This window comes from uncultured Marivirga sp. (assembly GCF_963974845.1).
GTDB classification, from domain to species: Bacteria; Bacteroidota; Bacteroidia; order Cytophagales; family Cyclobacteriaceae; genus Marivirga; species Marivirga harenae.
In genome coordinates this window covers 463,196-488,822 of the sequence record NZ_CAXBEQ010000001.1, presented here as the reverse complement: position 1 = coordinate 488,822, position 25,627 = coordinate 463,196, and the positions used below count along the sequence as shown (strand labels likewise).

Here is a 25,627-nt window from a genome sequence, read left to right as displayed (position 1 = left end):
TCAATTATTATGAAATCTTTAATCAAAATTGTAGTGGTGGCATTGTGGCTAGGTAATTACGCTGCCAATGCGCAAAGTTACGTATTTAAGGTCCTGGCCAATAAAGGTGATAATTCTGTTAAGTTGGAAGGAGCTGATTGGACAAAGCTGAAAACTGGTCAGTCATTAAATTCTGGAGATGAGCTAAAATTATCAGAAGAAGCATATTTAGGTTTGATGCATAATTCAGGCAAAACTTTAGAAGTAAAAACCCCTGGTTCTCATACCGTTTCAGGTTTGGCAGCAAACTTAAAAAGTAAAAACACAAGTGTGGCCAGTAAATATGCTGACTTTGTGATGAACAAGATGAGTGATGATGAAGGTAGCGGAGATTACAGAAAAAGTCTAGGAGCTACAGGAGCCGTAGACAGAGCTTTGGCGAGTGGTGCTTCTATTAAAATAATGGCTTTAAGCTCAAGTGAAATCATCAATGATGAAGTAATTCTTCGATGGAATGAGCCGAAGCAAGAGGGAGAAATAGAAGGTTTATCTTATGAATTGACATTCAGCAACCTTTTTGATGAAACCATTGCCACTGAAACGGTCGATAAGACTTCTTACTTATTGGATAGAAGTAAAGAACCATTTGCTGGTCAAAACTTCATTAAAGTGAAAGTTCAGGTTAAAGGTGAAGATTTGAAATCTGATGATTATGCTATTACCATTAAGCCAGAGGAAGAAACGGCAGAAATAAAAGAAATACTTGAACAGCTCAAAAGTGAGATAGAAGGCGAATCTGCTATGGATAAATTAGTGATGGCGGCTTTCTATGAAGACAATGATTTACTTTTGGATGCTTTAACAGCATACGAGCAAGCCATCCAAATGGCACCAAGTGTACCGGTTTTTGAAAAAGCTTATGAAGATTTCTTAATCAGAAATGGTTTTACGAACTGATATTAAAACCAAAACTAAACTAAAGAAGGAAGCCTGAAAAGTGCTTCCTTTTTTTATGCCAATAATTCCATATCTCTAATGAGGATTTTTCTTCTATCGAAGTTGATGATGTTTTAAAACTTTTTATAAATACATAAGTAATAATTAGGAGTTAAGGATAAATTTATATAATTTAACCTTACAAATAAATTAACACCTTAAAATCAAAGCCTTATGTTAAAAAGAATTTACATTCTAGGATTTGCCATCATGTTTTTCAGTTGCACGAAGGAAGAACATTTTGATTTAATTCTAGATACCCAAAACAATGATAAGTTTGCTGTAAATATTGAACAAGCTGACTCAATCGCAGAGAATATTAATTTTCTGATTGATCAAAAGGATGATCAAAGCAAGCGAGGCGGTCAAGAATTCATAAATAAATCAGTAACGGAAGTTATTCCAGTAAAAAATAAAGAAAATGAACTTTCATTTTATACCATTAATTTTAAAGAGGGTGGTTGGGTTTTATTGGCAAGTGACAAAAGAGTAAATCCCATTTTAGCTTATTCTGAAGATGGAAGCTTTAACCCTGAAAAAGCAAAAACAGCAAATGGCATTTCTTTTTGGATGGATAAAGCTTACGATACAATAAATGAACTTAAAAAGAACAAAGAACAATCTTTAAAACTCAAAAAATTATGGGGAAATATTCAGGTTGGAGGCTTTTCTAATGCATTGCCTAATGGAAGGCCAATGGATGAACCTGACTGTTCCAATTATACCGAATTTAATGAAAAACTGTTAACCTTTCCATTTAAGTGGAGACAAGGAGGTGGTTTTAATGATGCTTTACATATAATACAATGTGATGATAACACCTCAACAAGAGCGGTAGCAGGATGTGTACCTATTGCCATTGCTCAAGTAATGCGATATCATGAATTTCCTACTAATTATAATTGGGGAAACATGAGTAACACAGTGGGTAATACTACTTCAGCAAATTTTATTTTAGATATTCATAATGCAATTGATAATAGATGGTGGAACGAACCCTCTTACAGTTGTGAAACTGCATCAGAGGCAGTTACAGGCGTTGGAAGCAACAAAGATAAATCACTTATTTTTACTGGCGATTTTGGTTACTCATCCGCAACTCAGTCCTCATTTATTGGTGGTACTGTAAGAGTGGAACTAAATAATAATAGACCTGTTATTCTATCAGGTAGTAGCAGTACGGGTGGTCACATGTGGGTTACAGAAGGATATCAATTATATACTTATCATTATGATGACTGTACGGGTACTAGTATAGCCTATTATCGAATGAACTGGGGTTGGGGATCAAGTTCAGATGGTTTCTATTCATCAAGTTTTGATCCTTCAGGCAATAATGGACCTTATAATTCTAATCAAAAAATGATTTATAATATACGACCTTAAAAGATTTTATTATTACATAATTCCACAATCAACTAACCTTTAAAGTAATTTTTAATTAAAAGACAAATAAGATGAAAACTCAATTTTTAATACTTGCAATTACAATACTATCCATGAGTTGTAAAGAAGATAATATTACTAATGACAGAATTGAAATCGATATGTATTTTTCATTAGTAGATCAAAATGGAAATGATTTATTGGATCCCAACAATGCAAATCATATTAAGGAGTCAGATATTAAATTAACTTACTTCATGGACTCCTCTTTACAAAATCCAGAATCTAGTAAAGAATTACGCTTTTTAAATGAAAAAAAAGATGGTCTTTATATGTTAAGTTTAGTGCCTAATCATACAGACAATTATGAAAAACCAATTACACATGTTGAATGGGGAGATTTCAAAAAAGACACCTTAAAAGCATCAGTTGCGAGAAGTCAGGGTATTCTTGCGTTTGCCAAAGTATGGTTAAATAATGAGCTTATTTATGATCCGAGCGATCGTGAATTGGAAGATGGATATTACAATATCATACAACTCAATATTGAATAGAAATTTATTTTAGAGTAGAATTACTTTTTAACTTCAATTAAAAAATCAATAGCGAAACATAATTTTAATAATAATTTAATAAAATTGGTTCAGAACCTAAAAAGGAAGCTTTTGAAGGCTTCCTTTTTTTATGCCAATAATTCCATATCTCTAATGAGGATTTTTCTTCTATCGAAGTTGATGATGTTTTTCTCTCTCAGTTCATTTAAAATAGTGGTAACAGTTTGCCGAGAAGTACCCGTCAAAGCGGCTATATCTTTGTGGGTTAAATGACTGGGAATCATCATTTCAAAACCGATTTTTTTTCCTTTTTCATTCGCCTCATCTCTAAGAAACTCTACAATTCGAGTACGAGCATCTTTAAAAACTAAAGACTCCAATCTCCTTTCCGTTTTACGCAAACGCAGTCCAATCAATTTCATCATTTTAAAACTTAAAGGCTGGTTGTTGGCCATCAAATTTTTCATGTCATCCAATGTCATGGGACAAACAATAGTCCCTGCATCCATGGCCTGAGCAAAATCCTGCCTTTTATCCTCACCAGTCAAGGCCAACTCACCAAAAATCTCTCCTTTGCTTAAAATCGCTTTAACTGATTCCTTTCCGTCTTCCAAATAAGAGCCGATTTTTATCCTTCCCTCCGCTATCATATAAATATAATTAGAAGAATCCTCCGGGAAATAAACAAACTCTTCCTTCTTGAATTTCGTCATGGGATGATCGTCTTCTATGCCTTCAATTTTATGTGGGCAAAGAATGTTAAACAAATCAACATTTTCAAAATACCATAGTTGAGTAGAATCTGCCATATTACTTGGAGTTAGGAATTGTAATAATTGTTACTAAATCTAATTTTATACTTTACGGAACTAAACAAAAATAAGTTCATAATCATTACTTTTGCAACAGGGTAAAATATTCCTACTTCAAAAAATTGAAATCCTAATTAACAAAATATGTATTTATATATTAAGTCTTTGCATATCATTTTTGTAGTCACATGGTTTGCAGGATTATTTTATATCGTTAGGCTTTTTATTTATCAAACTGAGGCACTCCAAAAGTCTGAACCTGAAAAAGGTATTCTACATGCCCAACTTAGTAAAATGGCAAGGCTCTTATGGAATGTGATTACCTGGCCTTCGGCTATTATCACCTTGATTTTAGCTACAACTTTACTGATTCTACAACCCGTTTGGTTGCAACAACCCTTTATGCACATTAAACTAACTTTTGTGTTTTTCCTTTATTTATACCATTTCTCCTGTCATTATATTTATAAAAAACTCCAAAAAGGAGAAATCAAATACAGTTCTACACAGTTAAGAATTTGGAATGAGGTGGCAACTCTTTTTCTGGTTGCCGTAGTATTCTTAATAGTACTTAAAAATGAGCTCGACTGGATTTGGGGCACGATAGGCTTTATCAGTTTTGGAGTTTTATTAATGGTGGCTATTAAAATTTACAAGGCTTTAAGAGAGAAATAGTAATTAATAATTTGCAATTAACAAAAATGAATAAATTTAAATCTAGTATTCTGTTCACACTTACAAGCTTAATCTTAGTGGCTTGTGGTTTAGAAAATCAAAAAAATAAAAAAGCTGAATTTCCTGTTTTGGGAAGAAAGCAATACGTGGAAAAAATTGTAGATGGAAAAACCGTAACCGACACCGTTGACCATACAATTCCAGATTATAAATTAGTTAATCAGGACAGCAATTGGGTAACTCCAGAGACTTTTGAAGGCAAAGTTTACGTAGCAGATTTCTTTTTTACTTCCTGCCCAACTATTTGTCCGACCATGAAAAAGGAAATGTTAAGGGTGTATGAAGCTTACAAAGAAAATGATGAGGTTGGAATAATATCTCACACTATTGATCCCGAATATGATACGGTTGCCTTGCTCAAAGATTTTGCTGAAAAACTAGATGTTAAGGCTCCAAAATGGAATTTCGTAACAGGAGAAAAAGAGGAAATTTATGAGCTGGGCCAGAAAGGCTATATGGTTACTGCCATGGAAGATGAGAATGAAGAAGGTGGCTACCTCCATAGTGGAGCTTTTGTTTTAGTAGATAAGGAAAGAAAAATCAGGGGGGTGTATGACGGCACTCGTTCTGAAGAAGTTGATAAATTGATCACGGATATTGAATTACTTTTGGCCACTTATGATGAGAAGTAAATATTCATCATTTAGTGATCTCATTATTAAATTTACTAAAAGCTGTCAGCTTTGTAATTAATATGAAATGATAAAAATGGAAGTACTTCAAAACTTTTATTCAATGAAACCTGACAGGTTTCCTATCAGACTGAGATTTATAAAGTCTTGGCAATTATTAATTATAATTTTTATTCCAATTATATCTTCCTGTGGTCGATATGAGGAATTTAAAAATTCTGCCACGGCAGACTATTCCAGTGAAAAAATGCAGAAGTACGCCAAGTATATGGTACAAGGAAAGCAGCTTTACACTACTCATTGCAGCAATTGCCATCAGGAAAAAGGGGATGGTTTAGGCAAGCTTTTTCCGCCTTTGGGTGAATCTGATTATATGTTGGAGGATATTCCAAGAAGTATTTGCGCAATAAAAAATGGATTAAAGGGAGAAATTATAGTGAATGGAAAAACCTATAATCAAGCAATGCCAGCCTTGGATCGATTGACCAATTTGGAAATAGCTGAGATTTCAACCTACATCTATAATAGCTGGGGAAATGAGACAGGAATGATTGAGCTGGAAACAGTTGAAGAGTCACTCTCCAACTGTCAATAACGTTATTTTAAATATTCTTGAGCCTCAGCAATACTTTTTTTCATTTTTTCACTCACCTCAGAAATGGAAGATTTTTGCTTTTTGAGATACTCCATTTTTTCAGCATCGGACATATTTTCCATTCTAGGATCGTAATTACGCATCCAGTTCATCATAGCTTTGTCAGATTCTTCTAAAGCAATAATCAAAGTTTGGATGGTTTCTTGCTTACTTTCGCTTACTGAATCTTTTTTACTTCTTAGCGATTTTTTCAGTTTCATAATGTCATCCATTTTAGGCATTACTTCATCATGAATGGCGATTGTCTCAGACTTTAATTTTTCAACTTCTTTTTCTTTTGATTCACAACTCATTAAAAAGCTGATCATTAAAAGTGCACTTATTCTTAGTATAGCGTTCATTATTTTTGATTAGATTTTTTAAACGGATACGTTGAAAAAAAGCCGAGGTTCTTAAAAAAATGAATTAAGGCAATGATTTATAAAAAATAGTTTTGTCTTCATCTGAACTATAGATATAACAGTTCGGAAATTTATATAAATAGCTACAAACCGCTAAGTCTTTCAAGGCATAAAGTGCATGAAAAAAAGAAAGTGATAGTAAAACAAAAAGCCAAACTCCAGTAGCATAAAAAGCAGTCATCAATGGAATCACAGAAAACAAGAAAAATGTGAAAGCGCAAATTAGGAAATAGCTCTTTTTACTTAAAACAAAATCATTGGCTTGAACATTAAAGCGGAATAGATTCCAGTTCCATCTGAAATTAATTGTTTTAGCTCCAAAGAATTTAAAAGACAGCGCATGCACTAATTCATGTAAAACAGGACTAATTAGAAGAGAAAGTAAAAGGCCACCCGTCAAACCAACTATCCAAATTCTATGCTCAATCTCTGCTACGTTGTTTGATAAGGACATGTAGACGCCAGCCAGCAAGCCAACGAATAGATAAACCCAGTAAATCCTTGTCACAGAATTTTTCCTTCGAATAAAAGTAGATATGAATAAAAGCCATTCTGAGCTATCCATGATGGATAACACATTTTTATATTGGCTTTTATTTTTTAACAACTCTGGACTCATCTTCACATAAATGTACGTGAAAATTAGCATGAAGATTAATAGACAATGTTAAGCTTTAGTGAATTTTAGATGTAGATGGATACAAAAAAAAACAGCTGCCTTGAAACAGCTGTTTTTTCTCAATTTTTTACCCCTTAAAATGGAGAACTAAAACTTATTTCTTTTCTTTGACTGGCTTCTCATCTAAATCTTCACCATTAATTTTGGCCCTGATTTTAGTTTCCAGTTCCTCCATCAATTCTGGATTATCAAGAATTAATGATTTTACAGAATCTCTTCCTTGTCCTAATTTATTGTCCATATAAGAAAACCAAGAGCCTGCTTTCTTTATCACATCAAGTTCTACACCCAAATCGATGATCTCCCCTACTTTGGAAATGCCCTCTCCGTACATAATGTCAAATTCTACGACTTTAAATGGAGGAGCAACTTTATTTTTCACTACTTTAACTTTCACTCGGTTACCGGTGATATTATCAGGCCCTTCCTTAATACTTCCAATTCTTCTAATATCTAAACGAACAGAAGCATAGAATTTCAAGGCATTACCCCCAGTTGTAGTTTCAGGATTACCGAACATTACGCCTATCTTTTCCCTTAACTGGTTAATAAAAATACAAGAACAGCCTGTTTTGCTGATAGCGCCAGTCAGTTTTCTCAATGCCTGAGACATTAATCTTGCTTGAAGGCCCATTTTACTGTCCCCCATTTCGCCCTCCAATTCACCTTTTGGAACCAAGGCTGCAACAGAGTCGATCACTACTATATCTAAGGCACCAGACCGAATTAAATGTTCGGCAATCTCAAGCGCCTGTTCCCCACTATCTGGCTGAGATATCAACAAATTCTCTGTATCGATACCTAGTTTCTCTGCATAAGATTTATCAAAAGCGTGCTCAGCATCAATAATAGCAGCCATTCCACCTGCTTTCTGCGCTTCAGCAATACAGTGCATGGCCAAGGTAGTTTTACCTGAAGACTCTGGGCCATAAACCTCAATTACCCTTCCTCTTGGAATTCCTCCTATCCCTAACGCAATATCTAGTCCTAATGAACCAGTATGAATGGAAGGTACATCTACAACCTTTTCATCACTTAACTTCATCACGGAACCTTTCCCGTAAGTTTTATCTAGTTTATCAATTGTTAGTTGTAATGCTTTTAATTTTTCGCTTTTTTCGCTCATCTTTAATTTTTTCTATAGGGCTTATTTGTAAATTGCTGCATCGAATTTAGCAGGAAAAGAATCAATTGCCAAATGCTTAAGCCTTGCTTTACAACTAAATTTTATGAGTAATAAATTTATTAGTGTTTTCATCATCATTTTAGGCTTTAGTGTTAATCCGTTGATGGCTCAATTGGATAATACAGGCTTTGAGCAAAGGATAAAAAAAGACAGTACGATTGAAGATCCATTCAGCTTTTCATTAAGGGTTTTGTCATTCAATAAGAATAATGAATATTTCAATAGAATTGTAAAAGGATATACATTATTTGGTACTCGTTTTATTCCAAGTATCGGCTATCAACTAAATGAACAAGTGAATATACAAGCTGGTGTATTTCTCCAAAAAGACTTTGGGAATAACAATTTGACCTATTCTATCCCTTATTTCAGTATTTTATATAATTGGAACCACAGTCAATTAATTTTTGGAAATTACAATGGTTCAATTCATCACAGAATGTTGGAACCGCTTGAAGATTTTGAAAGGCTTTTAGTAGATGCACCTGAAAACGGTTTGCAATACTTATACAATACAGAAAGAATCTTTTTTGATGCCTGGATCAATTGGGAGAAAATGATTTATCAGGATTCTCCTTTTAAAGAGGAAGTTTCTGGGGGCTTGGTAAGTCAATATGATCTATTTAAGGAAAATGGTAATACGGCCTCACTCCATTATCAATTTAGAGGCTATCATAAGGCTGGTCAGATTGATGCTCTAAGAGGCCAGCCCTTAATTACTCGATTTAATAATGCAATTGGCTTATCATTCGAAAGCAAGACTAAGAATGGCTTTGTTCACGGCCATAAATGGGAAGGCTATTTTTTACATTATATCGACAATAGTCCTCAGTTTCGTTTACCATATACTCAAGGTTACGGTTATTATCTTAATGGAACCTTGGAAACATCCGTTGGAGACTTCATGCTTAGCTATTGGCAAGGAGATCATTTCTATTCCTACAAAGGGGGAAGACTATATCAGTCCTACACCACAGATCCTAACTCAAGATTTTTTGAAGACGAAAGAAAACTTTTAATTCTAAGGCTAATGAACGAATTTAATATTGGCGAGTCCTCTACCCTCCTACTAAGATTTGAACCGTACTGGGACTTTAACAATCGTTCAATTGAATTCTCTCACGCCATTTACTTCAATATTTTCAAAACTATACCCATCAATAAAAAGAATAGATGAAATCCATTTTCAGGAAAATATTATTGCTCGCCTGTTCAATAGTCTTGATTATTATTGTGGTAAAATGGGACTTAATTCGGTATGGCTGGCAACAAGGGAAAGGCCAATTTACTATCATGTATAAAGCTAAGCCTCTAGAATTTTATTTAGGAAGTTCTAATTATCCTGATTCCTTAAAACAAAAAATCAGATTAGTACAAGAAGTCAAATTTTTTGCACAAACTGAATTAGGATTTGAATCGGAAGGACAGTACCAAAAAATGTTTGACCAGCAAGGAAAAGAATTAATGTGGGTTGTCACTGCGGCTTATCCTTATCAACTGGAAAGCTATGAATGGAAATTTCCGATTTTAGGGAAAGTGGCTTATAAAGGATTCTTTATTGAGAAGGAGGCATTAAGATTAGAGCAAGAAATGAAGACCCAGGGCTACGATGTTAGATTGCGCACCGCCAGTGCCTGGTCAACCTTAGGCTGGTTAAATGACCCTTTATTAAGCAATGTCCTAACCTACGACACCGGCAGACTAGCAGAATTGATTTTTCATGAATTAACGCACGACAAAATATTCATTAAAGACAGTGTTGATTTCAATGAAAACCTAGCCTCTTTTTTCGGGCAAGAATTCACCAAAATGTTCTTTGAACACCAGAAGATAAAGTTTAAGCCTGCGTATGAATCCTATTTAGCTCAGCTGCAGGACAGACATCATTTGAATCAATTTGTAAGGGAATATTTGCCGAAATTCGATAGTATGTATGAAAGAATTGATGGTTTTAGTACTACGGAAAAAGAAAACCAGAAATATTACTTTTTTGAAAAGTTTAGAAAGGAACTAAGCCAAGAAAGATTTAAAAGTTCAAAATACGCTGAGTTTCCGAGCAGCCAGATTGAGATTAATAATGCCTACCTTCTCTCATTCAGACGTTATTCCGGTCATCAGCAGTTATTAGAACAAGAATTAAAAGTACAATTCAATGGTGATATTTTAAAGATGTTGAATTTTTATCAAGAAAACTTCAATTCTTTATAAAGAATGTATCCTTAAGTTTAATTAGATATTAAGAAATTGTTATTACCATTTTAATCGCTTAATTTATAAATATTTTTATCGAATTTAGCCTAAAATAAAAAAAGCAACTAACCATGGGAAACAAGCAAAGCCATAAAGTGCTTGTCGTTGATGATGAATCAGACATTCTTGAGTTATTGGAGTATAACCTCACCAAGGAAGGCTATGAAGTAAAAACGGCTCAGGATGGAAAAACGGCAGTTGAAAAAGCTCAAAAATTCCAACCCCAATTGATTTTATTGGACATTATGATGCCCAACCAAGATGGAGTAGAAACTTGCCGTCAACTCAGAGAAACTCCAGAGGCAGCCAATGCATTTATTATTTTCTTGACGGCAAGGTCGGAAGAGTATTCGGAAGTGGCTGCCTTTGAAAATGGTGCAGATGATTACATTACAAAGCCCATTAAGCCACGTGCATTGATGAGCCGGATAAACGCATATTTTAGGCGTGATGTCAAAAAACAAAAAGACAGTAATAAAATCACCATTGGTAATTTAATGATAGATCGTACGAGCTATACGGTTACTGTGGATGGCAAACAAGTATCCTTACCGAAAAAAGAATTTGAACTATTATACTTTTTGGCCCAAAACCCTAATAAAGTATTCAATAGAGATGATTTATTGCAAAATATTTGGGGTTCTGACGTTTATGTTTTGGCCAGAACGGTTGATGTTCACGTGCGTAAAGTCAGAGAAAAAGTTGGGGATGGTTATATTTCCACTGTGAAGGGAGTTGGTTATAAGTTTGATATGGAATAAATTTGCTATATGCTTTTTAATTCCAGAGGGGTTTCCATTTTATTAGCGCTATCAATTGGCATTGTAACAACTGCTTTCCTAAGCTTGTTGGAAGGAATAAGTACTACAGCCCTCATCTTGACATTTATTTTGGCCTCCTCTTCGTCATACTTACTTATAAGCATAGTATTGGAATTTCTTTTTTTCAAGGAAATCAATAAGTTATATGAAGTGTTTAATAAATTAGGTGAAAAAGATTACTCCTTTGTGAATGATATTGAAACCCAGAAATCATTCAATCCTTTAAGAAAAATTAATCAGGAAATTTTCAGCTATGCTGCTAACAAACAGCAAGAAATTGATGAGTTGAAGAGAATGGCGACCTATAGGCGAGAATTTTTGGCTGACGTTTCCCACGAATTAAAAACCCCAATTTTTGCAGCGCAAGGGTTTGTTTACACTCTTCTCGATGGCGCTGTTAAAGACAAGAAAGTAAGGGGTAAGTTTCTAAAAAAAGCTGCTAAGAGCTTAGATGGCTTAGAGATGTTGGTAAATGACCTGCTAACACTTTCTCATATAGAAGCAGGTGAAATTAAGATGCATTTTGAAGAAATTGATTTATTGGCTTTGGTGGAAGATGTATTTGATCAATTTGATGGAAAAGTTGATAAAAAAAATATGGATTTACAATTTGATAAGCCATACGAACCTCCAATTAATGTCATTGCAGATTACCAGCGGATTTATCAAGTAATTGTCAATTTGATCTCCAATGCCATCAAATATTCCGATGAAAACACCGAAATTGCAGTTGGTTTTGAAATAACTGAAAAAGATGTAACGATAGCCATACAAGACCATGGTGCTGGAATATCCCCAGAGCACATTAAAAGAATATTTGAAAGGTTCTACCGGATTGATAAAAGCAGGTCAAAAGAAAGGGGTGGCACTGGCTTAGGCTTAGCTATTGTAAAGCACATCATTGAGGCTCATGGCTCATCTGTTTCTGTTACAAGTACTGTGGGAAAAGGCTCCTTATTTAGCTTCAAACTTCCTGTAAAAAAGACCCCTGAACCATTAGTTTCCGTATTGGAAGATGATTCTGAGACAGAATAAAGTTATCTTTGTGGCAATATAAAATTTACAATGTATTACAAAGCATTAAACCCTCTGATTATAAAAGAGTCAGACGACTATATTTTTATCAATAAACCGCCCTTTGTTTCTACATTGGCAGACAGGAACGATACTGTGACCATATTGTCATTAGTCAAAAAATACAATGATGATTATCAGATCTGCCACAGATTGGACAAGGAAACATCTGGCGTCTTGTTGGTGGCAAAAAATCCAGAAGCCTACAGAAATGCCTCGATCCAATTTGAACATAGACAAGTTGACAAAACCTATCATGCTATAGTAGATGGCCTTCATCAATTTCAGGAGGTAGAAGTTAATTTGCCATTGCATACTACAGCTTCAGGATATGTGAAAATCTCTCACAGAAAAGGCAAGAATGCTTCAACTAAATTCAACACCATAAAAACATTTAAGAAGCATTCTCTCATTGCTTGTAAACCTGAAACCGGTAGGATGCATCAAATTAGGGTTCATTTAGCATCTTTAAATGCCTCCATAACTGGAGACGAAACCTATGGGGGGCAGGCACTCTTTCTTTCTTCCATAAAAAAAAGCTTTAATGCTGGAAAAGGAGATGAAGAACAACCCATTATCAAAAGATTTGCTCTACATGCATTAAACATAAGCTTAACTGATGTAAAGGGTAAAGTCATAAGTGCAGACGCCCCCTATCCTAAAGATATAGAAGTAGCATTAAAACAATTAGAAAAAAACAGGTGATATAAATAATCACCATTATTAAGGTAAAATAAATAATATCCTCACCTTCAAAGAGTAATTCATTGCGATTTTTTTCGTAGGATGTTGTTTTTCAATTAATAAGCATCTATCTTTGTGTCCCTTTTAGCGGATAGTTCGCCCGATCATAAATGTTTACTATCTGTAAAAAGCTAATTAATAAGGAGTTAAGAACTAACAAAAAGAAAAAATAGTGGATACGCTTAGTTACAAAACCATCTCGGCAAACAAAGCCACAGTTGAAAAAGACTGGGTTGTAGTAGATGCTGCAGGAAAAGTATTAGGTAGATTTGCCAGCGATGTAGCCAAAATTCTTCGTGGTAAAAATAAACCAAGTTTTACGCCTAATGTTGATTGTGGTGATAACGTGATTGTTATCAATACAGACAAAATCATTATGACCGGCAAAAAGTGGGATGATAGAACGTATCAGACTTACACAGGATACCCTGGTGGTCAGCGTGAAATCACTCCTCGTCAGTTGAAAGCAAAATCTTCTACTTTATTAGTAGAAAGAGCTGTAAGAGGTATGTTGCCGAAAAATAGATTGGGTAGAGAATTGTTTAGAAATCTTTATGTGTATGAAGGTGCTGAACATGGACACGAAGCTCAAAAACCTAAAGTTAAAGAAATCTAAAAAATCAATAGATGGAAATTATAAACACCATTGGTAGAAGAAAAACATCTGTTGCTAGATTGTACATGCAGTCGGGCAAAGGTGCTATTACCGTTAATACAAAAGACGTTAAGGATTATTTCCCAACTGAAATTCTTCAAGCAATCGTTAATCAACCATTTGCCACAACAAAAACTGAAGGTTCTTTCGACCTTAAGGTAAATGTTGATGGTGGTGGTGTTGCAGGACAAGCAGAAGCAGTACGATTGGCAATCTCTCGTGCACTTTGTGAGCTTGACCCAGAACACAGGCCAGCATTGAAAGCAGAAGGCTTCCTTACTAGAGACCCGAGAATGGTTGAACGTAAGAAATACGGAAGAAGAAAAGCGAGAAGAGCATTCCAGTTCTCTAAACGTTAATTTTTACAAACAATATAAATATAAAAACTTATGGCTAAGCTTGAGTACAACGACTTACTTGAAGCTGGTGTCCATTTCGGACACTTAACAAGAAAGTGGGATCCAAAAATGGCTCCTTACATTTTCATGGAGCGTAATGGCATCCACATTATCGACTTGAATAAAACATTGGCTGCTTTGGACGAAGCATGTCATGCCATCAAAAACCACGTTCGTTCTGGTAAAAAAGTTCTTTTTGTTGCAACAAAAAAACAAGCTCAGGACATCGTGATGGAAGAGGCAAAAAGATTGAACATGCCTTATGTTGTGGATAGGTGGCAAGGTGGTATGATGACCAACTTTGCAACTATCAGAAAGTCATTGAAGAAATTGGCTAACATCGATAAAATGCAAAAAGAAGAATCATATCTTAATCTTGCAAAAAGAGAAAGATTAATGATTCAGCGTGAAAAAGAAAAGATGGAGAGAGTATTAGGTGGTATTGCTGACTTAAACAGAATTCCATCCGCGCTATTTGTTATCGATATTAAAAGAGAGCACATTGCAATTAAAGAAGCTCAGAAATTAAATATCCCTGTTTTTGCAATGGTGGATACTAATTCTGATCCTACTCAAGTTGATTATCCAATTCCAGCTAATGATGATGCTTGGAAATCAATCAGCTTAATCTTGAAATCTTTCGGTAAAGCTATAGAAGAAGGCTTAATGGAAAGAAAGCAAGAGAAAGATGATGCTAAAATGAAACAAGCAGAGGAAGAGAAAAAAGCAGTTGATACTAAAGAAGATGCTCCGAAAAAAGAGACTTCAGAAAAATCTGCTGAATAAACCTTCTAATGAACAATATTGAATAAATCAATAAATTGAACATCGGACTAGATTCGGTGTTCATTTTTTTATTCTAACCTATTCTACATATTTAACATTAAATCTAAAATCAAATAAGCATGGCTATTACAGCACAAGAAGTAAAAAAGCTTAGAGAAATAACAGGTGCCGGCATGATGGATTGCAAAAAGGCATTGACTGAGGCTGATGGTGATTTTGACAAAGCCATTGAGTTTTTAAGAAAAAAAGGTCAGAAATTATCTGAAAAAAGAGCTGACAGAGAAACGACTGAAGGAAATGTATTCATCAAAACTAATGATGACCAAACTCAAGCTTTCTTGATTTCTTTAACTTGTGAAACTGACTTCGTTTCAAAAAATGAGGACTTCCAAAAATTTGGACAAGAAATTATAGAGAAAGTTGCTACTGAAAAACCAGCAGATATGGATGCTTTAAAAGCAATCCCTTACCAAGACATTACTATTGGTGAGAAAGTTATTGAAATGGTGGGTAAAATCGGTGAGAAAATCGAAATCAGTCATTACGAGACCCTAACTGGGGAGAAAGTAGTTTCATATGTTCATGCTGGTGCTAAATTAGGCGTATTGGTTGCATTGAAAAATACTGATGGTGTTGACGTAACTGATGCAGGAAGAGATGTTGCTATGCAAATTGCTGCAATGAATCCTGTTGCAGTTGACAAAGACGGTGTAGATGCAACTACTATCGAAAAGGAAATCGAAATAGGAAAAGAAACTGCTCGTCAGGAAGGTAAGCCAGAGGAAATGCTGGAAAAAATTGCTACTGGTAAATTGAATAAATTCTTTAAAGAGAATACTTTATTACCACAAGCTTTCGTAAAAGATAATAAAACTTCAATTGCTCAATACTTAGATTCAGTAAATAAAGGAATGACTGTTACTGAATTCAAAAGAGTAGCGATTGGATAAAGTAATTTCTAGAATCTAGATTTAAGATTCAAGATAATCGACAAAGCCTTTGGATATAAATCCAAAGGCTTTTTTTGCTTCAAGAGTTATGTAATAGCAGAAGATTTCGAATTATTTCAATAATCGTTCAATCTGTGCTTTAGGAATAGTCCTCAAATCCTCCTCATTATCAATATCAGTCAACTCTTGCAGCAGAACATATTTTAAACCTATTTTCTTGAAGTCTTTTATAGTGCTAGGCGCTACAGTTTCTGTACTCCATTCCTTATCGGAAAAAACTTCTGAATGCAGCTGATTCATTCCTAATAAATAATAGCCTCCGTCATTACTTGGTCCTAATACTGCGTCTTTACTTTCCAACGCCTTAAATGCTTGTTCAATCACTTTATCATCTAAAGCCCAGCAATCGCTTCCGATAATGCATACTGATTCATACCCATTCTGAAAAGCCTCCTCAAAGGCAGACTTCATCTTTATTCCTAAATCTGGATTTTGCTTTTGAAGGGCCTTGTAGAAAGGCGGCTCATTAGACCACAAATCATCAAAATCTAGAAAGGAAGAATAATAAATCGCTTTATTACCATCCACCTTTTCAGTCACCTGTTTGGTTCGATGAAGCATATTCCGATAGAAATTTAATGCTTTTTTATCTCCTATTGTGGCCGCCAATCGGGTTTTGCATTTTCCCAATTCAGGGTTTTTTACGAAGATAATCAGTAGTCTTTTTTTATTCATAAATCTTTATCCCTTTACCTTCTTCTAACCATTTGCCCCAACGCTTATTGTAGGTATGCACACTATCGGTAATTTCCCCTTGCTGATTCACTACATTCAGGTCCTCATTTTTCCACTGAAAGATGCCACCATACATATTGCTTACATTTTGAAAGCCTGCTTCTTTTAGTTTCTCCCCTATTTTTTCGGATCTATACCCTACTGAGCAGTAAACAATTACTTCTTTATCTTTCGGGATATCTTCAACTTGGGAAATATCAAATCTATCATAATCAATAAATTGGGCATTGGGCAAGTGACTAACGCTATATTCTTTTGCTGAACGTGTGTCCAATATGAATACTTCATTTTTATTCAATTTCTTATCTACAGCTTTAGGCTGAATAAGTGGCACTGTTTTTTTATAAAGAGATTGCAACTTTTGGTCGTACGTCTGCTGACCACAAGCCACTAAAGACTGTAAAAATGATATTAACATGATGTTGATCCAGATTTTAAGCATAATAAAGTTTACGATTTTTATTCTTTCCAGGCAATTCAATTACGATAAAGACCAGCAATGAGATGTATTCAAATGCCACTATTCCCAAATTCTCCTCATAACCACTTACACTGTATCCCCAATAGGTTAAAAATATGGTAAATGACCATAGTATTGGAAACCTATATCCACTGATGATTCCCAATACTAAAATAGGCAAAACGTACCATGGGTGAACTGTGGTAGCCAACAGAAAATAGATAATGTAAGTCCATAACATCCTTTCGGACAATTTAATTTTTGGAGATGCCAATAAGTTGAATATTATCATTGCCGCAAAAGACAAAATTCCCATCCACGGTCCTGAAGTGGCAATAATATTATAGCCTTTGACAGCAAAGCCGATTTCACGAATTAAGTAATACAGGCTAGCATTAAATTCGAAGTTTTGAAAATATAAAGAACTGCTTTTTATAATCCCCTGGAGAGCATCAGAAAATAAAAATGGAAGAAAACTCATGATAGCAATTGCTATAGCTACCACAATGAACTTTAAATAACTTTTCATATCTAGCTTCTTAAAAAAGCCAGCCAATAAAATTAAGGGTAACAATTTAAAACTGATGGCTAATCCCAGAGACACCGCACTCTTGTTGTGATTCTGCTTTTCGAATTCAAAAATGGCCCAAATTAAAAAGAAAACAACAAAAGCCTCAAAATGGAGATTTCCACTTAATTCTAATATGACTAGTGGATTAAAAGCATATATAAGCAAGAGTTTGGAATCTTTTCCATATTGTCTTAAGACTTTTGGAAGCAAGAACAGTGTACCAATTTCAGCAAGAATTATAAATATCCTTATCACAATAATTCCCATTGAAATATTTTCAAACAGCCCCGCAACTGAAAAAATCAACTGATTCAAAGGCGGATAAATACTATAATAATTGGGGGAATTTAATTGAGCAAACAACTCTGAACTTAAGATATTGTCTTGGACTATTCCTCTAGGTAAATAAGCATAAGCATCAACTCCCTCCCACCATAATTTTCCATCCCACAGAAATCGATAGACATCATCAGACAGATTTGGGATTAGTAGAAGCAATAGTAACCTAAAAAGAATTCCGAAAGCAATAATTTCTTTCAAGGAAAATCTATCTTTTTGATATGCTAAAAACAAATACAAGACGAAAAGTGCTGTGTATTGTGCAATCAAAAGAATGTTTTCATATCGGAAAGTAAAGTAACTGGTGCTGATAAGCAAAGTGCACATCAACAGCAATCCTATATACTTTTCAAAATATTTCAACTTACTTGATTTGTGGTTTCACCGAATGGTAAAATATCATTAAAAACCCCAGCATCAACATTAAATGGAAAATAATCAAGCCGTAGTCGCCCAATTGAATTCCAAGAAAGATCGCAAAAGCAAAATATCCAGCCAACAATATCTCGATTACACTCAACCAACTGAATTGTAACTTTATATACTGATTGTCCTTCCAGCTTTTATTTTTATCTGAAATGTTAAATTTTGGTGTTCGGATGAAGGCAGATTTAAAACCAAGTAATCCTTCCGCAACCGCGAGTGCATTATGCAATGACAAGCCCATGGATACTGTAATAAACAGCGGGAAGGTTTTAAGGAAGTATTTAATGTGTTTTTTCCCTTTCATTAAATGCTTATTTGCTACCCAATAGAAAATGGCTATAGAGAAAAAACCTAATAAAAACACACTCCCAACTTGAAACAAAAGTGCTAATTCAGGGTGAATGCTCTTTATCCAAAGCATAGGAACACTTAGTAGCGCAGTTATCAAAATCGCAATAAAAATTGAGCTATTGAACAAGTGAAAAAATGCATGCAATTTATTAGAAAATCCCAATGGTGCTTTTAGTACTTTAATAAAATTCTTTCTAGCAGTTTCCGCACCCCCTTTATTCCATCTAAATTGCTGAGACTTAATCGCAGGCATTATAATCGGTAATTCCGCTGGAGATTCCACATCTTCTCTGTAGAGAAATTCCCAGCCCTTAAGTTGCGATCTGTAGCTTAGATCCAGGTCTTCCGTTAAAGTATCTGCAGACCATCCACCAGCATCTCTTATCGTTTCTTTACGCCATACGCCACCAGTTCCGTTAAAATTAATGAAAGAGCCAGCTTTGTTTCTTCCTACTTGCTCAATAGTGAAATGGGCATCCAAACCAAACGCTTGCAAGCGTGTAAGTAGTGAATAGTCTTTATTAACATGTCCCCATCGAGTTTGAACAACACCAATTTTTTCATTTTGAAAATGTGGGATAGTGGCCTTCAAAAAATGACTCTGAGGTATAAAATCAGCATCGAAAATTGCAATAAATTCTGCATCCGTCAAGTCCATCCCATATTGCAAAGCACCGGCTTTGAAATCTACTCTTTCTGGTCTCCTTATAAGGAGAATATTTTTCCCTAATGATTGCCAATGCTTCACTTTTGCTTCCAGCATTTCAGTAGTTTCATCTGTAGAGTCATCCAATAGCTGAATTTCTAATTTATGGTCTGGATAATCAAGATTGCAAACCGCATCCACTAATCTATTCACAACATATTTTTCATTGAAAACAGGTAGTTGGACACAAACTTGAGGATATTCCTCTTCCATTACAGGCGTTTTCACCACTTGACCTTTAAGCTTCTTCTTGGCTTTTATATAGTGATAAGTCAAGTGTAATTGTCCCAAACTAAAGAAAAATATAAACAGTAAGCTAAGCCCATATAGTACGATTATAATCCACTCCCAAGTCATGCTCATAAATATTTAAAAATCGTATATAAAATCTTGTATCCAGCCATAATGGTTCCGTACACTGTGCCTGAAACCTTAGATTTTCCAATTCGGTTCCTATAGGCCATGGGCACTTCAGTACATTTCATTTTCAATTTGGCCGCTTTCACTTGCATTTCGACCGTCCAGCCAAAGGTTTTATCCTTCATCTCTAATTCCATCAATCGCTCCCATCGAATGGCCCTAAAAGGACCTAAATCAGTGAATTTATAGCCATAAAAAAGTTTTATCAACCTAGTAGCCAACCAGTTTCCAAATACCTGAGGAAACGTCATACTTCCTCCTTCTCTCTGACCTAAAGCTCTTGAACCAATAACTAAATCCACTCCATCGTCTAAAATAGGATTTACTACATCTGGTAGCTGCTCTGGGTAATCGGAATAATCGGCATCCAAGAATACTACAATATCAACCTTTTCCTTTTTAGCCTTTACAAATTCTATTCCTTTTAAACATGCATTACCATAGCCCTTAATTGGCTGATCTAAAACCAAAGCTCCTTCCCTTTCTGCTGCTTGCCGTGTTCGGTCTGTAGAATTATTATTGACCACCACAATTTCCTCCACCCAATCCTTAGGAATGGCTTTTACGACCTTTCCAACAGCATTTTCTTCATTAAATGCGGGTATTATTACTACTATTCTTGAATCCATCTGCTTAATCAGACTGCAAAAGTACAAAAACACTTCTTTTTAATTGTCTCATGATGGACATAATTAAGTTATAAACATGAAAAAAAGGCAGCTACACATTCTGATTAGTGTCATTATGACTTATCCAGCTAAACCTTTTCTTTTGGAACAGGTTTTGATGTACATACATCAAATATTAAAAGTCAAAATCATGAAATAGTCATAAGCCCTATATACCAACCGAGATGAATATAATAGGTCATTGAATATTGGTAAACTAGGCCTTCGAACCTTGACTATTGCATGTGGCAACTTTAAAACAGTTATATACACATGAACTTACTTGAAAATAAAGACGTATTAAGAGGCTTATTACTTCAGGGTGATCAATTAAATACTATTGCTGGGGGCGTGGTACAAATTGAATTTAAGCTAGAACAGCATAATGACGGATTTTTAATAGTTGTTAATGCACCAGGAATAGAGGCGGAACAGTTAAAGATAATTTCAGACCAAAACTCATTGCAAGTATTTGCTACATTGAATCATCCATCAGAGAACCATGGCGTTATGATTCCACTTTTCTTCAGAAAAGTAGATTTGCCTTTATTTGCAGATACAAGTAATGTAGATGCTGTTTATCATGAAAATAAGTTAGAAATATCTGTTCCTATGGGAACAAATAATACCAGCAGTAAAAAAGAAATTAATATCAAACAAATATAAACTTGCGTGTAGATGAACTTATCTGCATTGAATTCCTTGAATACACAGAATCCTCTTCCTGAATCCGAAGAGGATTTTTTATTTTACGTCAATATCCGATAACTCAAATCAGGTATTCTGTTTAAACCTTCGATCAATTCATTACTAGGATTTACTTTATACTTTCTCGATTTGGTCTCCACTTTATAGCCATTAACTTTATCTTGAAGCTCCAATTTCACTTCACATTCTCCCCTAAAAGTCTGACATAAATTATCAAGTTCGACAATTAAATCTTCCGTAATAGCATTTAAATCGAGCATGATAGCTAAGCTCTTCGTCCGTTTATCTCGAAGTTCAGAAAGTAATTCCACCTTACTTATTTTAAACTCTAAGGCTTGATCACCCCATGGCTTCTTCCCAACTCTTCCTGAAATAAAGATAAACCAACCGTTTTCATAAAATTGCTTATTGGCTAGGTAATCATCACCAAACATGAAAAAAGTGAATGACCCACCGTAATCTTCAAGGGTTAAAGTACCAAAAGGTTTACCTGTTTTGGTTTGCCTATGCGCTATTGAAGTAACTATACCCCCTACTTTCACTTCATTTTTAGAAGCTAAACTATCCAAATCGTTTAATTCAGAAACTTGAGTATTGCAGAAGCTTTCCATTTCAAAGCGATATTCGTCTAAAGGATGACCTGAAATAAAAAGCCCAACTACTTCCTTTTCAATATTAAGCTTCTCTAATTCCGAATAGGGTTCCATTTCCGCAACTCTTGGTGGTGGAATAGCTACTCCGCCCTCTCCACCAAACAAAGAGGTCTGTGCGCTGTCCTTTTCATGCTGCAATTTTTGAGCGTATTTAATGATTTTTTCAATCAAAGTCCCTTCTCCGTTATCAGAAGTCAAGAATTGCTTTCTATGATACTCCTTAAAGCAATCAAATCCTCCAGCCATAGCCAATGATTCAAATGTCTTTTTATTGACACTTTTCAATGGAATTCGCTCTGCAAAATCAAAGATGTCTTTGTATTGCCCGCTTGACTTTCGTTCTTCAATTATGCTTTCCACAGCGGCTGAACCAGCTCCTTTTATAGCGGCCAAACCAAATCGAATTTGACCGTTCTCATTTACTGTAAATCCGGGATTAGATTCATTCACATCTGGCCCCAAAACTTCTATCCCTGCACGTTTACATTCTTCCATAAAGAAAGTGACATCCGTGATTTGCCCCATATTATTGCTCAATACAGAAGCCATGTATTCAGCTGGATAGTGTGCTTTCAAATACGCTGTTTGATAAGCTACCCAAGCATAGCACGTAGAGTGTGATTTATTAAAGGCGTAAGCAGCAAAAGCCTCCCAATCTTTCCAAATCTTCTCCAACACATCTTTTGGATGACCTTTTTCAGCACCCTGATTAATAAATTTGGGCTTTAATTCTTCCAGCAAAGCAAAAATCTTCTTACCCATTGCCTTACGTAAAACATCGGCCTCACCTTTCGTAAAGCCTGCCAGTTTCTGCGATAAAAGCATTACTTGCTCTTGATAAACGGTAATACCATAAGTTTCCTTAAGGTATTCTTCCATCTCATCAAGATCGTAGCTGATTTCTTCTAAACCATTTTTACGTTTTACGAAATTTGGAATATACTCTAGTGGTCCCGGGCGATAGAGAGCATTCATAGCAATTAAATCCGAAAATTCAGTCGGCTTTAATTCTCTTAAATATTTCTGCATTCCAGGTGATTCGTATTGGAAAATACCAACCGTTTCACCTTTTTGGAATAATTCATAAGTTTTTTCATCATCTATCGGAAATTCATCTGGATCAAGCTTAACTCCATGTCTTTCCTCTACAATTCTTACCGCATCTTTGATTAGCGTAAGGGTTTTCAAGCCTAAGAAATCCATCTTCAGAAGGCCTGCATTTTCCACCACCGCATTATCAAATTGCGTGCAGTACATATCCGAATCTTTTGCCAAGGCAACTGGAACAAATTTGGTAATATCATCAGGTGTGATTATAACCCCACAGGCATGAATACCCGTGTTTCTAACGGAGCCTTCCAAAACCCTAGCTTGATTGATTACTTTCGCAGAGGCATCATTCGCTTTAGCCAAATTCAATAATTCTTCGGCCTTACTAATAGCTTCTCCATTATTTTTCAACTTGGCTGACAATTTCTTTTTATCAGGAGCTAAATCGAAAAGTGCTTTTAATTTGATATCAGGAACTAATTTGGCTATTCTATCAGCATCCATTAAAGGCAATTCCATAACTCTGGCTGTATCTCGAATTGCAGATTTAGCGGCCATTGTACCATATGTGGTGATCTGAGCCACTTGATTAGCTCCATATTTCTCAATTACATAATCTATAACTTTTTGCCGTCCGTGATCATCAAAGTCAATATCAATATCAGGCAAGGAAACCCTATCTGGATTCAAAAAACGCTCAAAAAGCAGATCGTATTTAACTGGATCAATGTTGGTGATTCCTGTGCAATAGGCCACAGCTGAGCCAGCAGCTGAACCCCTACCCGGTCCTACAGAAACGCCCATTTCTCTAGCCGCAGTGGTGAAATCTTGTACAATTAAGAAGTATCCCGGATAACCAGTTCTTTCGATGGTTTCTAATTCGAAATCTAGCCTCTCTTGAATTTCAGAGGTAATTTCAGGATAACGCTTTTTGGCACCTTCAAAGGTAATATGTTTCAAATAGGCATTTTCTCCTCTATTACCTCCATCCTCTGCATCTTTTGGATCTATAAATTCTTGGGGGATATCATATTTTGGTAGGAGTACATCCCTTGCTAGTTCAAAACCTTCAATTTTCTCTGCAATTTCTGCTGTACAAGTAATGGCTTCAGGATAGGCAGCAAAAAGCTTCTTCATTTCATCAGGAGATTTGATATAGAATTCATCATTTGGCAAACCAAAACGATATTCTCTCCCTCTTTTCCCTACATATTTCTTCGGCTTCCCTTGCTCACCAGTGGTTTCTCCGTCTTTTACACAAAGTAAAATATCCTGAGCTTCGGCATCCTCCTTGTTGGTGTAATAGGTATTATTTGCTGCAAAATATTTTACATTATGCTTTTCAGCAAATTTTAATAAAACTTCATTTACCTTTTGTTCCTCAGGAACTCCATGCTGATTTAACTCTATATAAAAATCATCTCCAAACTGTTCCTTCCACCATAAAAATGCTTCTTCAGCTTGGCTTTCTCCCGCATTTAATATTAAGAAAGGAACTTCTCCCCATAATCCACCAGTAGTGGCGATAATATTTTCTTTGTATTGTACTAAAGCTTCTCTATCAATCCTCGGTACATAATAAAATCCCTCCACAAAAGCGATGGATGAAAGCTTGGCTAAGTTATGGTAGCCAGCTTTATTTTTCGCCAAAAGTACGGTCTGGAACCCGTCATCCTTGTTCTTTTTATTGTTTCTATCCTGCGTTAAAAAATACTCACAGCCTACAATTGGCTTCACCCCTGCTTTATTTGCATCTCTTACGAAATTATAAGCACCCATCATATTGCCATGGTCTGTCATAGCGATAGCTGGCATCCCCAATTCCTTAGCCTTATTGACCATTGATGGAATTTCTGTGGTGGACTGCAGAATTGAAAACTGTGTATGGCAATGAAGGTGAACAAATGAAGTATCAGACAATTCTGATATATCAGCATTTTTAGCTTGCTTTAAAGCATCTGCCGCTGCCTTTTCTTCTGACTTTGAACTGCTTGCAAAATTTGCAACATCCAGTTTTGGGGGCTCATATTGAATGGCTTCAATCGAAGTATCGCCCAAAGGCTTGACTACATTTTCCGAGATCAATCCAAAGAAACACTTAGCGGTGGCATCTACATCATAAGCAGCATCGTGCGCATCGGCAAAATCTTGACCAAAAAGCTTCTTGTGCAATTCGGTCAAGGTTGGCCATTTATACCTTCCACCTCGACCGCCAGGAATCTTACAGAAATCAGTCCCTTCATCTTTAGTATCGATGATGGGTTTTTCAGTCAAGACCTCAACTGAAAGCTCTTTTCTCAGCATTTCTGCTCCCATTATGGAAACGTCAAAGCTGATATTATGACCAACCACAACATCCGTTTTCTCTAAAACAGTTTTGAAAGCTTCTAAAACTTCAACGAGCGGCTTACCTTCTTTTTGAGCTCTCTCTGTAGAAATGCCATGTACTTTCTCCGCATTATAAGGAATGTCGTACCCTTCTGGTTGAATGATATGATTTTGAGCATCTAAAAGCTCACCGTTGGCTCCGTGTAATTGCCATGCAATCTGGACGCAGCGAGGCCAATTGTCTGCATCACTTAAGGGTGCATTATAATTTTTTGGTAATCCGGTGGTCTCGGTATCGTAAATTAAGTACATAAAACTATTGCTGAGAGGATGGTCAATTTCAGAGTTTGAAATTAGTGAAAGGCAGGAAGAATGGAAAGACAAAATTTGGAAAAAGTTTTTAAGTGATGAAGTGCTTTGGTGACTAAGTGAATAGGTCTGGATGTGACTAGATACTTA

The 25,627-nt window shown here is 35.5% G+C and carries 26 protein-coding genes; 16 read left to right on the top strand and 10 right to left on the bottom strand.

Annotated features, from left to right (window positions below):
- Positions 1–9 precede the first annotated feature (9 nt).
- From AAC601_RS02170 to AAC601_RS02160, 3 genes are all read left to right on the top strand, one after another.
- Positions 10–936 (top strand): hypothetical protein, encoded by a 927-nt coding sequence (locus AAC601_RS02170; RefSeq protein ID WP_340152342.1) that lies wholly within the window; start codon positions 10–12, stop codon positions 934–936.
- Positions 937–1,149: 213 nt separating this feature from the next.
- Entirely contained in the window at positions 1,150–2,361 is a 1,212-nt protein-coding gene (locus AAC601_RS02165; protein ID WP_303267997.1) for a C10 family peptidase, read from the top strand.
- Positions 2,362–2,432: 71 nt separating this feature from the next.
- On the top strand, positions 2,433–2,915 hold the full coding sequence (locus AAC601_RS02160; RefSeq protein ID WP_303267996.1) for a hypothetical protein: 483 nt from the start codon (positions 2,433–2,435) through the stop codon (positions 2,913–2,915).
- 128 nt (positions 2,916–3,043) lie between these two features.
- Here the strand turns inward: AAC601_RS02160 and AAC601_RS02155 are convergent, their stop codons facing one another.
- Complete coding sequence (locus AAC601_RS02155; RefSeq protein ID WP_303267995.1) at positions 3,044–3,724, bottom strand: Crp/Fnr family transcriptional regulator; 681 nt, start codon at positions 3,722–3,724, stop codon at positions 3,044–3,046.
- Positions 3,725–3,871: 147 nt separating this feature from the next.
- Between AAC601_RS02155 and AAC601_RS02150 the strand changes: the two genes are divergently transcribed.
- The 3 genes from AAC601_RS02150 (at position 3,872) to AAC601_RS02140 (ending at position 5,689) form a co-directional block, all read left to right on the top strand.
- On the top strand, positions 3,872–4,402 hold the full coding sequence (locus tag AAC601_RS02150; protein WP_303267994.1) for a CopD family protein: 531 nt from the start codon (positions 3,872–3,874) through the stop codon (positions 4,400–4,402).
- 26 nt (positions 4,403–4,428) lie between these two features.
- Entirely contained in the window at positions 4,429–5,094 is a 666-nt protein-coding gene (locus tag AAC601_RS02145; RefSeq protein ID WP_340152341.1) for an SCO family protein, read from the top strand.
- A gap of 103 nt (positions 5,095–5,197) precedes the next feature.
- Positions 5,198–5,689, top strand: a complete 492-nt coding sequence (locus AAC601_RS02140) for a cytochrome c (RefSeq protein ID WP_303267992.1) — start codon at positions 5,198–5,200, stop codon at positions 5,687–5,689.
- Positions 5,690–5,691: 2 nt separating this feature from the next.
- Here AAC601_RS02140 and AAC601_RS02135 read toward each other — a convergent pair whose 3' ends face one another.
- From AAC601_RS02135 to recA, 3 genes are all read right to left on the bottom strand, one after another.
- A complete protein-coding gene (locus AAC601_RS02135; protein ID WP_303267991.1) occupies positions 5,692–6,090 on the bottom strand; it encodes a hypothetical protein in 399 nt (132 codons plus the stop codon).
- A 64-nt stretch (positions 6,091–6,154) separates the two neighbouring features.
- Positions 6,155–6,715, bottom strand: a complete 561-nt coding sequence (locus AAC601_RS02130) for a DUF3267 domain-containing protein (protein ID WP_340152340.1) — start codon at positions 6,713–6,715, stop codon at positions 6,155–6,157.
- Between the two features lie 208 nt (positions 6,716–6,923).
- Positions 6,924–7,955 (bottom strand): recombinase RecA, encoded by a 1,032-nt coding sequence (gene recA / locus AAC601_RS02125; RefSeq protein WP_340152339.1) that lies wholly within the window; start codon positions 7,953–7,955, stop codon positions 6,924–6,926.
- A 103-nt stretch (positions 7,956–8,058) separates the two neighbouring features.
- On the opposite strand from recA, the gene AAC601_RS02120 reads away from it, so the two are divergent.
- From AAC601_RS02120 to tsf, 9 genes are all read left to right on the top strand, one after another.
- Positions 8,059–9,192 carry a hypothetical protein gene (locus AAC601_RS02120; RefSeq protein ID WP_340152338.1) on the top strand — a complete coding sequence of 378 codons (1,134 nt, stop codon included), beginning with the start codon at positions 8,059–8,061 and terminating at the stop codon, positions 9,190–9,192.
- The gene (locus tag AAC601_RS02115; protein ID WP_340152337.1) at positions 9,189–10,223 is read left to right on the top strand and encodes an aminopeptidase; all 1,035 of its coding nucleotides are present in this window, start codon (positions 9,189–9,191) and stop codon (positions 10,221–10,223) included. The genes AAC601_RS02120 and AAC601_RS02115 overlap by 4 nt, the downstream gene beginning before the upstream one ends.
- Positions 10,224–10,336: 113 nt before the next feature.
- Positions 10,337–11,026 (top strand): response regulator transcription factor, encoded by a 690-nt coding sequence (locus AAC601_RS02110; protein ID WP_303267986.1) that lies wholly within the window; start codon positions 10,337–10,339, stop codon positions 11,024–11,026.
- A 9-nt stretch (positions 11,027–11,035) separates the two neighbouring features.
- Positions 11,036–12,121 (top strand): ATP-binding protein, encoded by a 1,086-nt coding sequence (locus AAC601_RS02105; RefSeq protein ID WP_340152336.1) that lies wholly within the window; start codon positions 11,036–11,038, stop codon positions 12,119–12,121.
- A gap of 30 nt (positions 12,122–12,151) precedes the next feature.
- The gene (locus AAC601_RS02100; RefSeq protein WP_303267984.1) at positions 12,152–12,865 is read left to right on the top strand and encodes an RNA pseudouridine synthase; all 714 of its coding nucleotides are present in this window, start codon (positions 12,152–12,154) and stop codon (positions 12,863–12,865) included.
- Between the two features lie 211 nt (positions 12,866–13,076).
- Entirely contained in the window at positions 13,077–13,520 is a 444-nt protein-coding gene (gene rplM / locus AAC601_RS02095; RefSeq protein WP_303267983.1) for a 50S ribosomal protein L13, read from the top strand.
- 11 nt (positions 13,521–13,531) lie between these two features.
- Positions 13,532–13,918: a 30S ribosomal protein S9 gene (rpsI, locus tag AAC601_RS02090; protein ID WP_303267982.1), complete on the top strand. Its 387-nt coding sequence runs from the start codon at positions 13,532–13,534 to the stop codon at positions 13,916–13,918.
- Between the two features lie 30 nt (positions 13,919–13,948).
- Positions 13,949–14,743, top strand: coding sequence for a 30S ribosomal protein S2 (gene rpsB / locus AAC601_RS02085; RefSeq protein ID WP_303267981.1), 795 nt, complete (start codon positions 13,949–13,951; stop codon positions 14,741–14,743).
- A gap of 119 nt (positions 14,744–14,862) precedes the next feature.
- Positions 14,863–15,693 (top strand): translation elongation factor Ts, encoded by an 831-nt coding sequence (gene tsf, locus AAC601_RS02080; protein ID WP_340152335.1) that lies wholly within the window; start codon positions 14,863–14,865, stop codon positions 15,691–15,693.
- A gap of 111 nt (positions 15,694–15,804) precedes the next feature.
- On the opposite strand, the gene AAC601_RS02075 is transcribed toward tsf, so the two are convergent.
- Genes AAC601_RS02075 through AAC601_RS02055 form a run of 5 tightly spaced genes read right to left on the bottom strand, consistent with a single transcriptional unit; the run spans position 15,805 to position 20,390 of the window.
- Entirely contained in the window at positions 15,805–16,428 is a 624-nt protein-coding gene (locus AAC601_RS02075) for a TIGR04282 family arsenosugar biosynthesis glycosyltransferase (protein WP_340152334.1), read from the bottom strand.
- On the bottom strand, positions 16,421–16,906 hold the full coding sequence (locus AAC601_RS02070) for a rhodanese-like domain-containing protein (protein ID WP_340152333.1): 486 nt from the start codon (positions 16,904–16,906) through the stop codon (positions 16,421–16,423). The genes AAC601_RS02075 and AAC601_RS02070 overlap by 8 nt, the downstream gene beginning before the upstream one ends.
- Before the next feature lie 16 nt (positions 16,907–16,922).
- Positions 16,923–18,221 (bottom strand): hypothetical protein, encoded by a 1,299-nt coding sequence (locus tag AAC601_RS02065; RefSeq protein WP_340152332.1) that lies wholly within the window; start codon positions 18,219–18,221, stop codon positions 16,923–16,925.
- 1 nt (position 18,222) lies between these two features.
- Complete coding sequence (locus AAC601_RS02060) at positions 18,223–19,704, bottom strand: cellulose synthase family protein (RefSeq protein WP_340152331.1); 1,482 nt, start codon at positions 19,702–19,704, stop codon at positions 18,223–18,225.
- Entirely contained in the window at positions 19,701–20,390 is a 690-nt protein-coding gene (locus tag AAC601_RS02055; RefSeq protein WP_303267975.1) for a glycosyltransferase family 2 protein, read from the bottom strand. The genes AAC601_RS02060 and AAC601_RS02055 overlap by 4 nt, the downstream gene beginning before the upstream one ends.
- A 312-nt stretch (positions 20,391–20,702) precedes the next feature.
- On the opposite strand from AAC601_RS02055, the gene AAC601_RS02050 reads away from it, so the two are divergent.
- A complete protein-coding gene (locus tag AAC601_RS02050; RefSeq protein ID WP_340152330.1) occupies positions 20,703–21,095 on the top strand; it encodes an Hsp20/alpha crystallin family protein in 393 nt (130 codons plus the stop codon).
- Positions 21,096–21,178: 83 nt separating this feature from the next.
- Here the strand turns inward: AAC601_RS02050 and dnaE are convergent, their stop codons facing one another.
- Positions 21,179–25,480 carry a DNA polymerase III subunit alpha gene (gene dnaE, locus AAC601_RS02045; RefSeq protein WP_340152329.1) on the bottom strand — a complete coding sequence of 1,434 codons (4,302 nt, stop codon included), beginning with the start codon at positions 25,478–25,480 and terminating at the stop codon, positions 21,179–21,181.
- Positions 25,481–25,627: the final 147 nt, after the last annotated feature.

What these genes read in the sequence shown, in the direction of transcription:
- AAC601_RS02120 (WP_340152338.1), top strand. Translation starts at nt 8,059, where the DNA reads ATGAGTAATAAATTTATTAGTGTTTTCATCATCATTTTAGGCTTTAGT.
- AAC601_RS02150 (WP_303267994.1), top strand. Translation starts at nt 3,872, where the DNA reads ATGTATTTATATATTAAGTCTTTGCATATCATTTTTGTAGTCACATGG.
- recA (WP_340152339.1), bottom strand. Translation starts at nt 7,955, where the DNA reads ATGAGCGAAAAAAGCGAAAAATTAAAAGCATTACAACTAACAATTGAT.
- tsf (WP_340152335.1), top strand. Translation starts at nt 14,863, where the DNA reads ATGGCTATTACAGCACAAGAAGTAAAAAAGCTTAGAGAAATAACAGGT.
- AAC601_RS02060 (WP_340152331.1), bottom strand. Translation starts at nt 19,704, where the DNA reads ATGAGCATGACTTGGGAGTGGATTATAATCGTACTATATGGGCTTAGC.
- AAC601_RS02140 (WP_303267992.1), top strand. Translation starts at nt 5,198, where the DNA reads ATGAAACCTGACAGGTTTCCTATCAGACTGAGATTTATAAAGTCTTGG.
- AAC601_RS02050 (WP_340152330.1), top strand. Translation starts at nt 20,703, where the DNA reads ATGAACTTACTTGAAAATAAAGACGTATTAAGAGGCTTATTACTTCAG.
- AAC601_RS02110 (WP_303267986.1), top strand. Translation starts at nt 10,337, where the DNA reads ATGGGAAACAAGCAAAGCCATAAAGTGCTTGTCGTTGATGATGAATCA.
- AAC601_RS02165 (WP_303267997.1), top strand. Translation starts at nt 1,150, where the DNA reads ATGTTAAAAAGAATTTACATTCTAGGATTTGCCATCATGTTTTTCAGT.
- AAC601_RS02155 (WP_303267995.1), bottom strand. Translation starts at nt 3,724, where the DNA reads ATGGCAGATTCTACTCAACTATGGTATTTTGAAAATGTTGATTTGTTT.
- AAC601_RS02130 (WP_340152340.1), bottom strand. Translation starts at nt 6,715, where the DNA reads ATGGATAGCTCAGAATGGCTTTTATTCATATCTACTTTTATTCGAAGG.
- AAC601_RS02070 (WP_340152333.1), bottom strand. Translation starts at nt 16,906, where the DNA reads ATGTTAATATCATTTTTACAGTCTTTAGTGGCTTGTGGTCAGCAGACG.
- AAC601_RS02115 (WP_340152337.1), top strand. Translation starts at nt 9,189, where the DNA reads ATGAAATCCATTTTCAGGAAAATATTATTGCTCGCCTGTTCAATAGTC.
- AAC601_RS02160 (WP_303267996.1), top strand. Translation starts at nt 2,433, where the DNA reads ATGAAAACTCAATTTTTAATACTTGCAATTACAATACTATCCATGAGT.
- dnaE (WP_340152329.1), bottom strand. Translation starts at nt 25,480, where the DNA reads ATGTACTTAATTTACGATACCGAGACCACCGGATTACCAAAAAATTAT.
- AAC601_RS02055 (WP_303267975.1), bottom strand. Translation starts at nt 20,390, where the DNA reads ATGGATTCAAGAATAGTAGTAATAATACCCGCATTTAATGAAGAAAAT.
- AAC601_RS02105 (WP_340152336.1), top strand. Translation starts at nt 11,036, where the DNA reads ATGCTTTTTAATTCCAGAGGGGTTTCCATTTTATTAGCGCTATCAATT.
- AAC601_RS02145 (WP_340152341.1), top strand. Translation starts at nt 4,429, where the DNA reads ATGAATAAATTTAAATCTAGTATTCTGTTCACACTTACAAGCTTAATC.
- AAC601_RS02135 (WP_303267991.1), bottom strand. Translation starts at nt 6,090, where the DNA reads ATGAACGCTATACTAAGAATAAGTGCACTTTTAATGATCAGCTTTTTA.
- AAC601_RS02100 (WP_303267984.1), top strand. Translation starts at nt 12,152, where the DNA reads ATGTATTACAAAGCATTAAACCCTCTGATTATAAAAGAGTCAGACGAC.
- AAC601_RS02170 (WP_340152342.1), top strand. Translation starts at nt 10, where the DNA reads ATGAAATCTTTAATCAAAATTGTAGTGGTGGCATTGTGGCTAGGTAAT.
- rpsI (WP_303267982.1), top strand. Translation starts at nt 13,532, where the DNA reads ATGGAAATTATAAACACCATTGGTAGAAGAAAAACATCTGTTGCTAGA.
- rpsB (WP_303267981.1), top strand. Translation starts at nt 13,949, where the DNA reads ATGGCTAAGCTTGAGTACAACGACTTACTTGAAGCTGGTGTCCATTTC.
- AAC601_RS02075 (WP_340152334.1), bottom strand. Translation starts at nt 16,428, where the DNA reads ATGAATAAAAAAAGACTACTGATTATCTTCGTAAAAAACCCTGAATTG.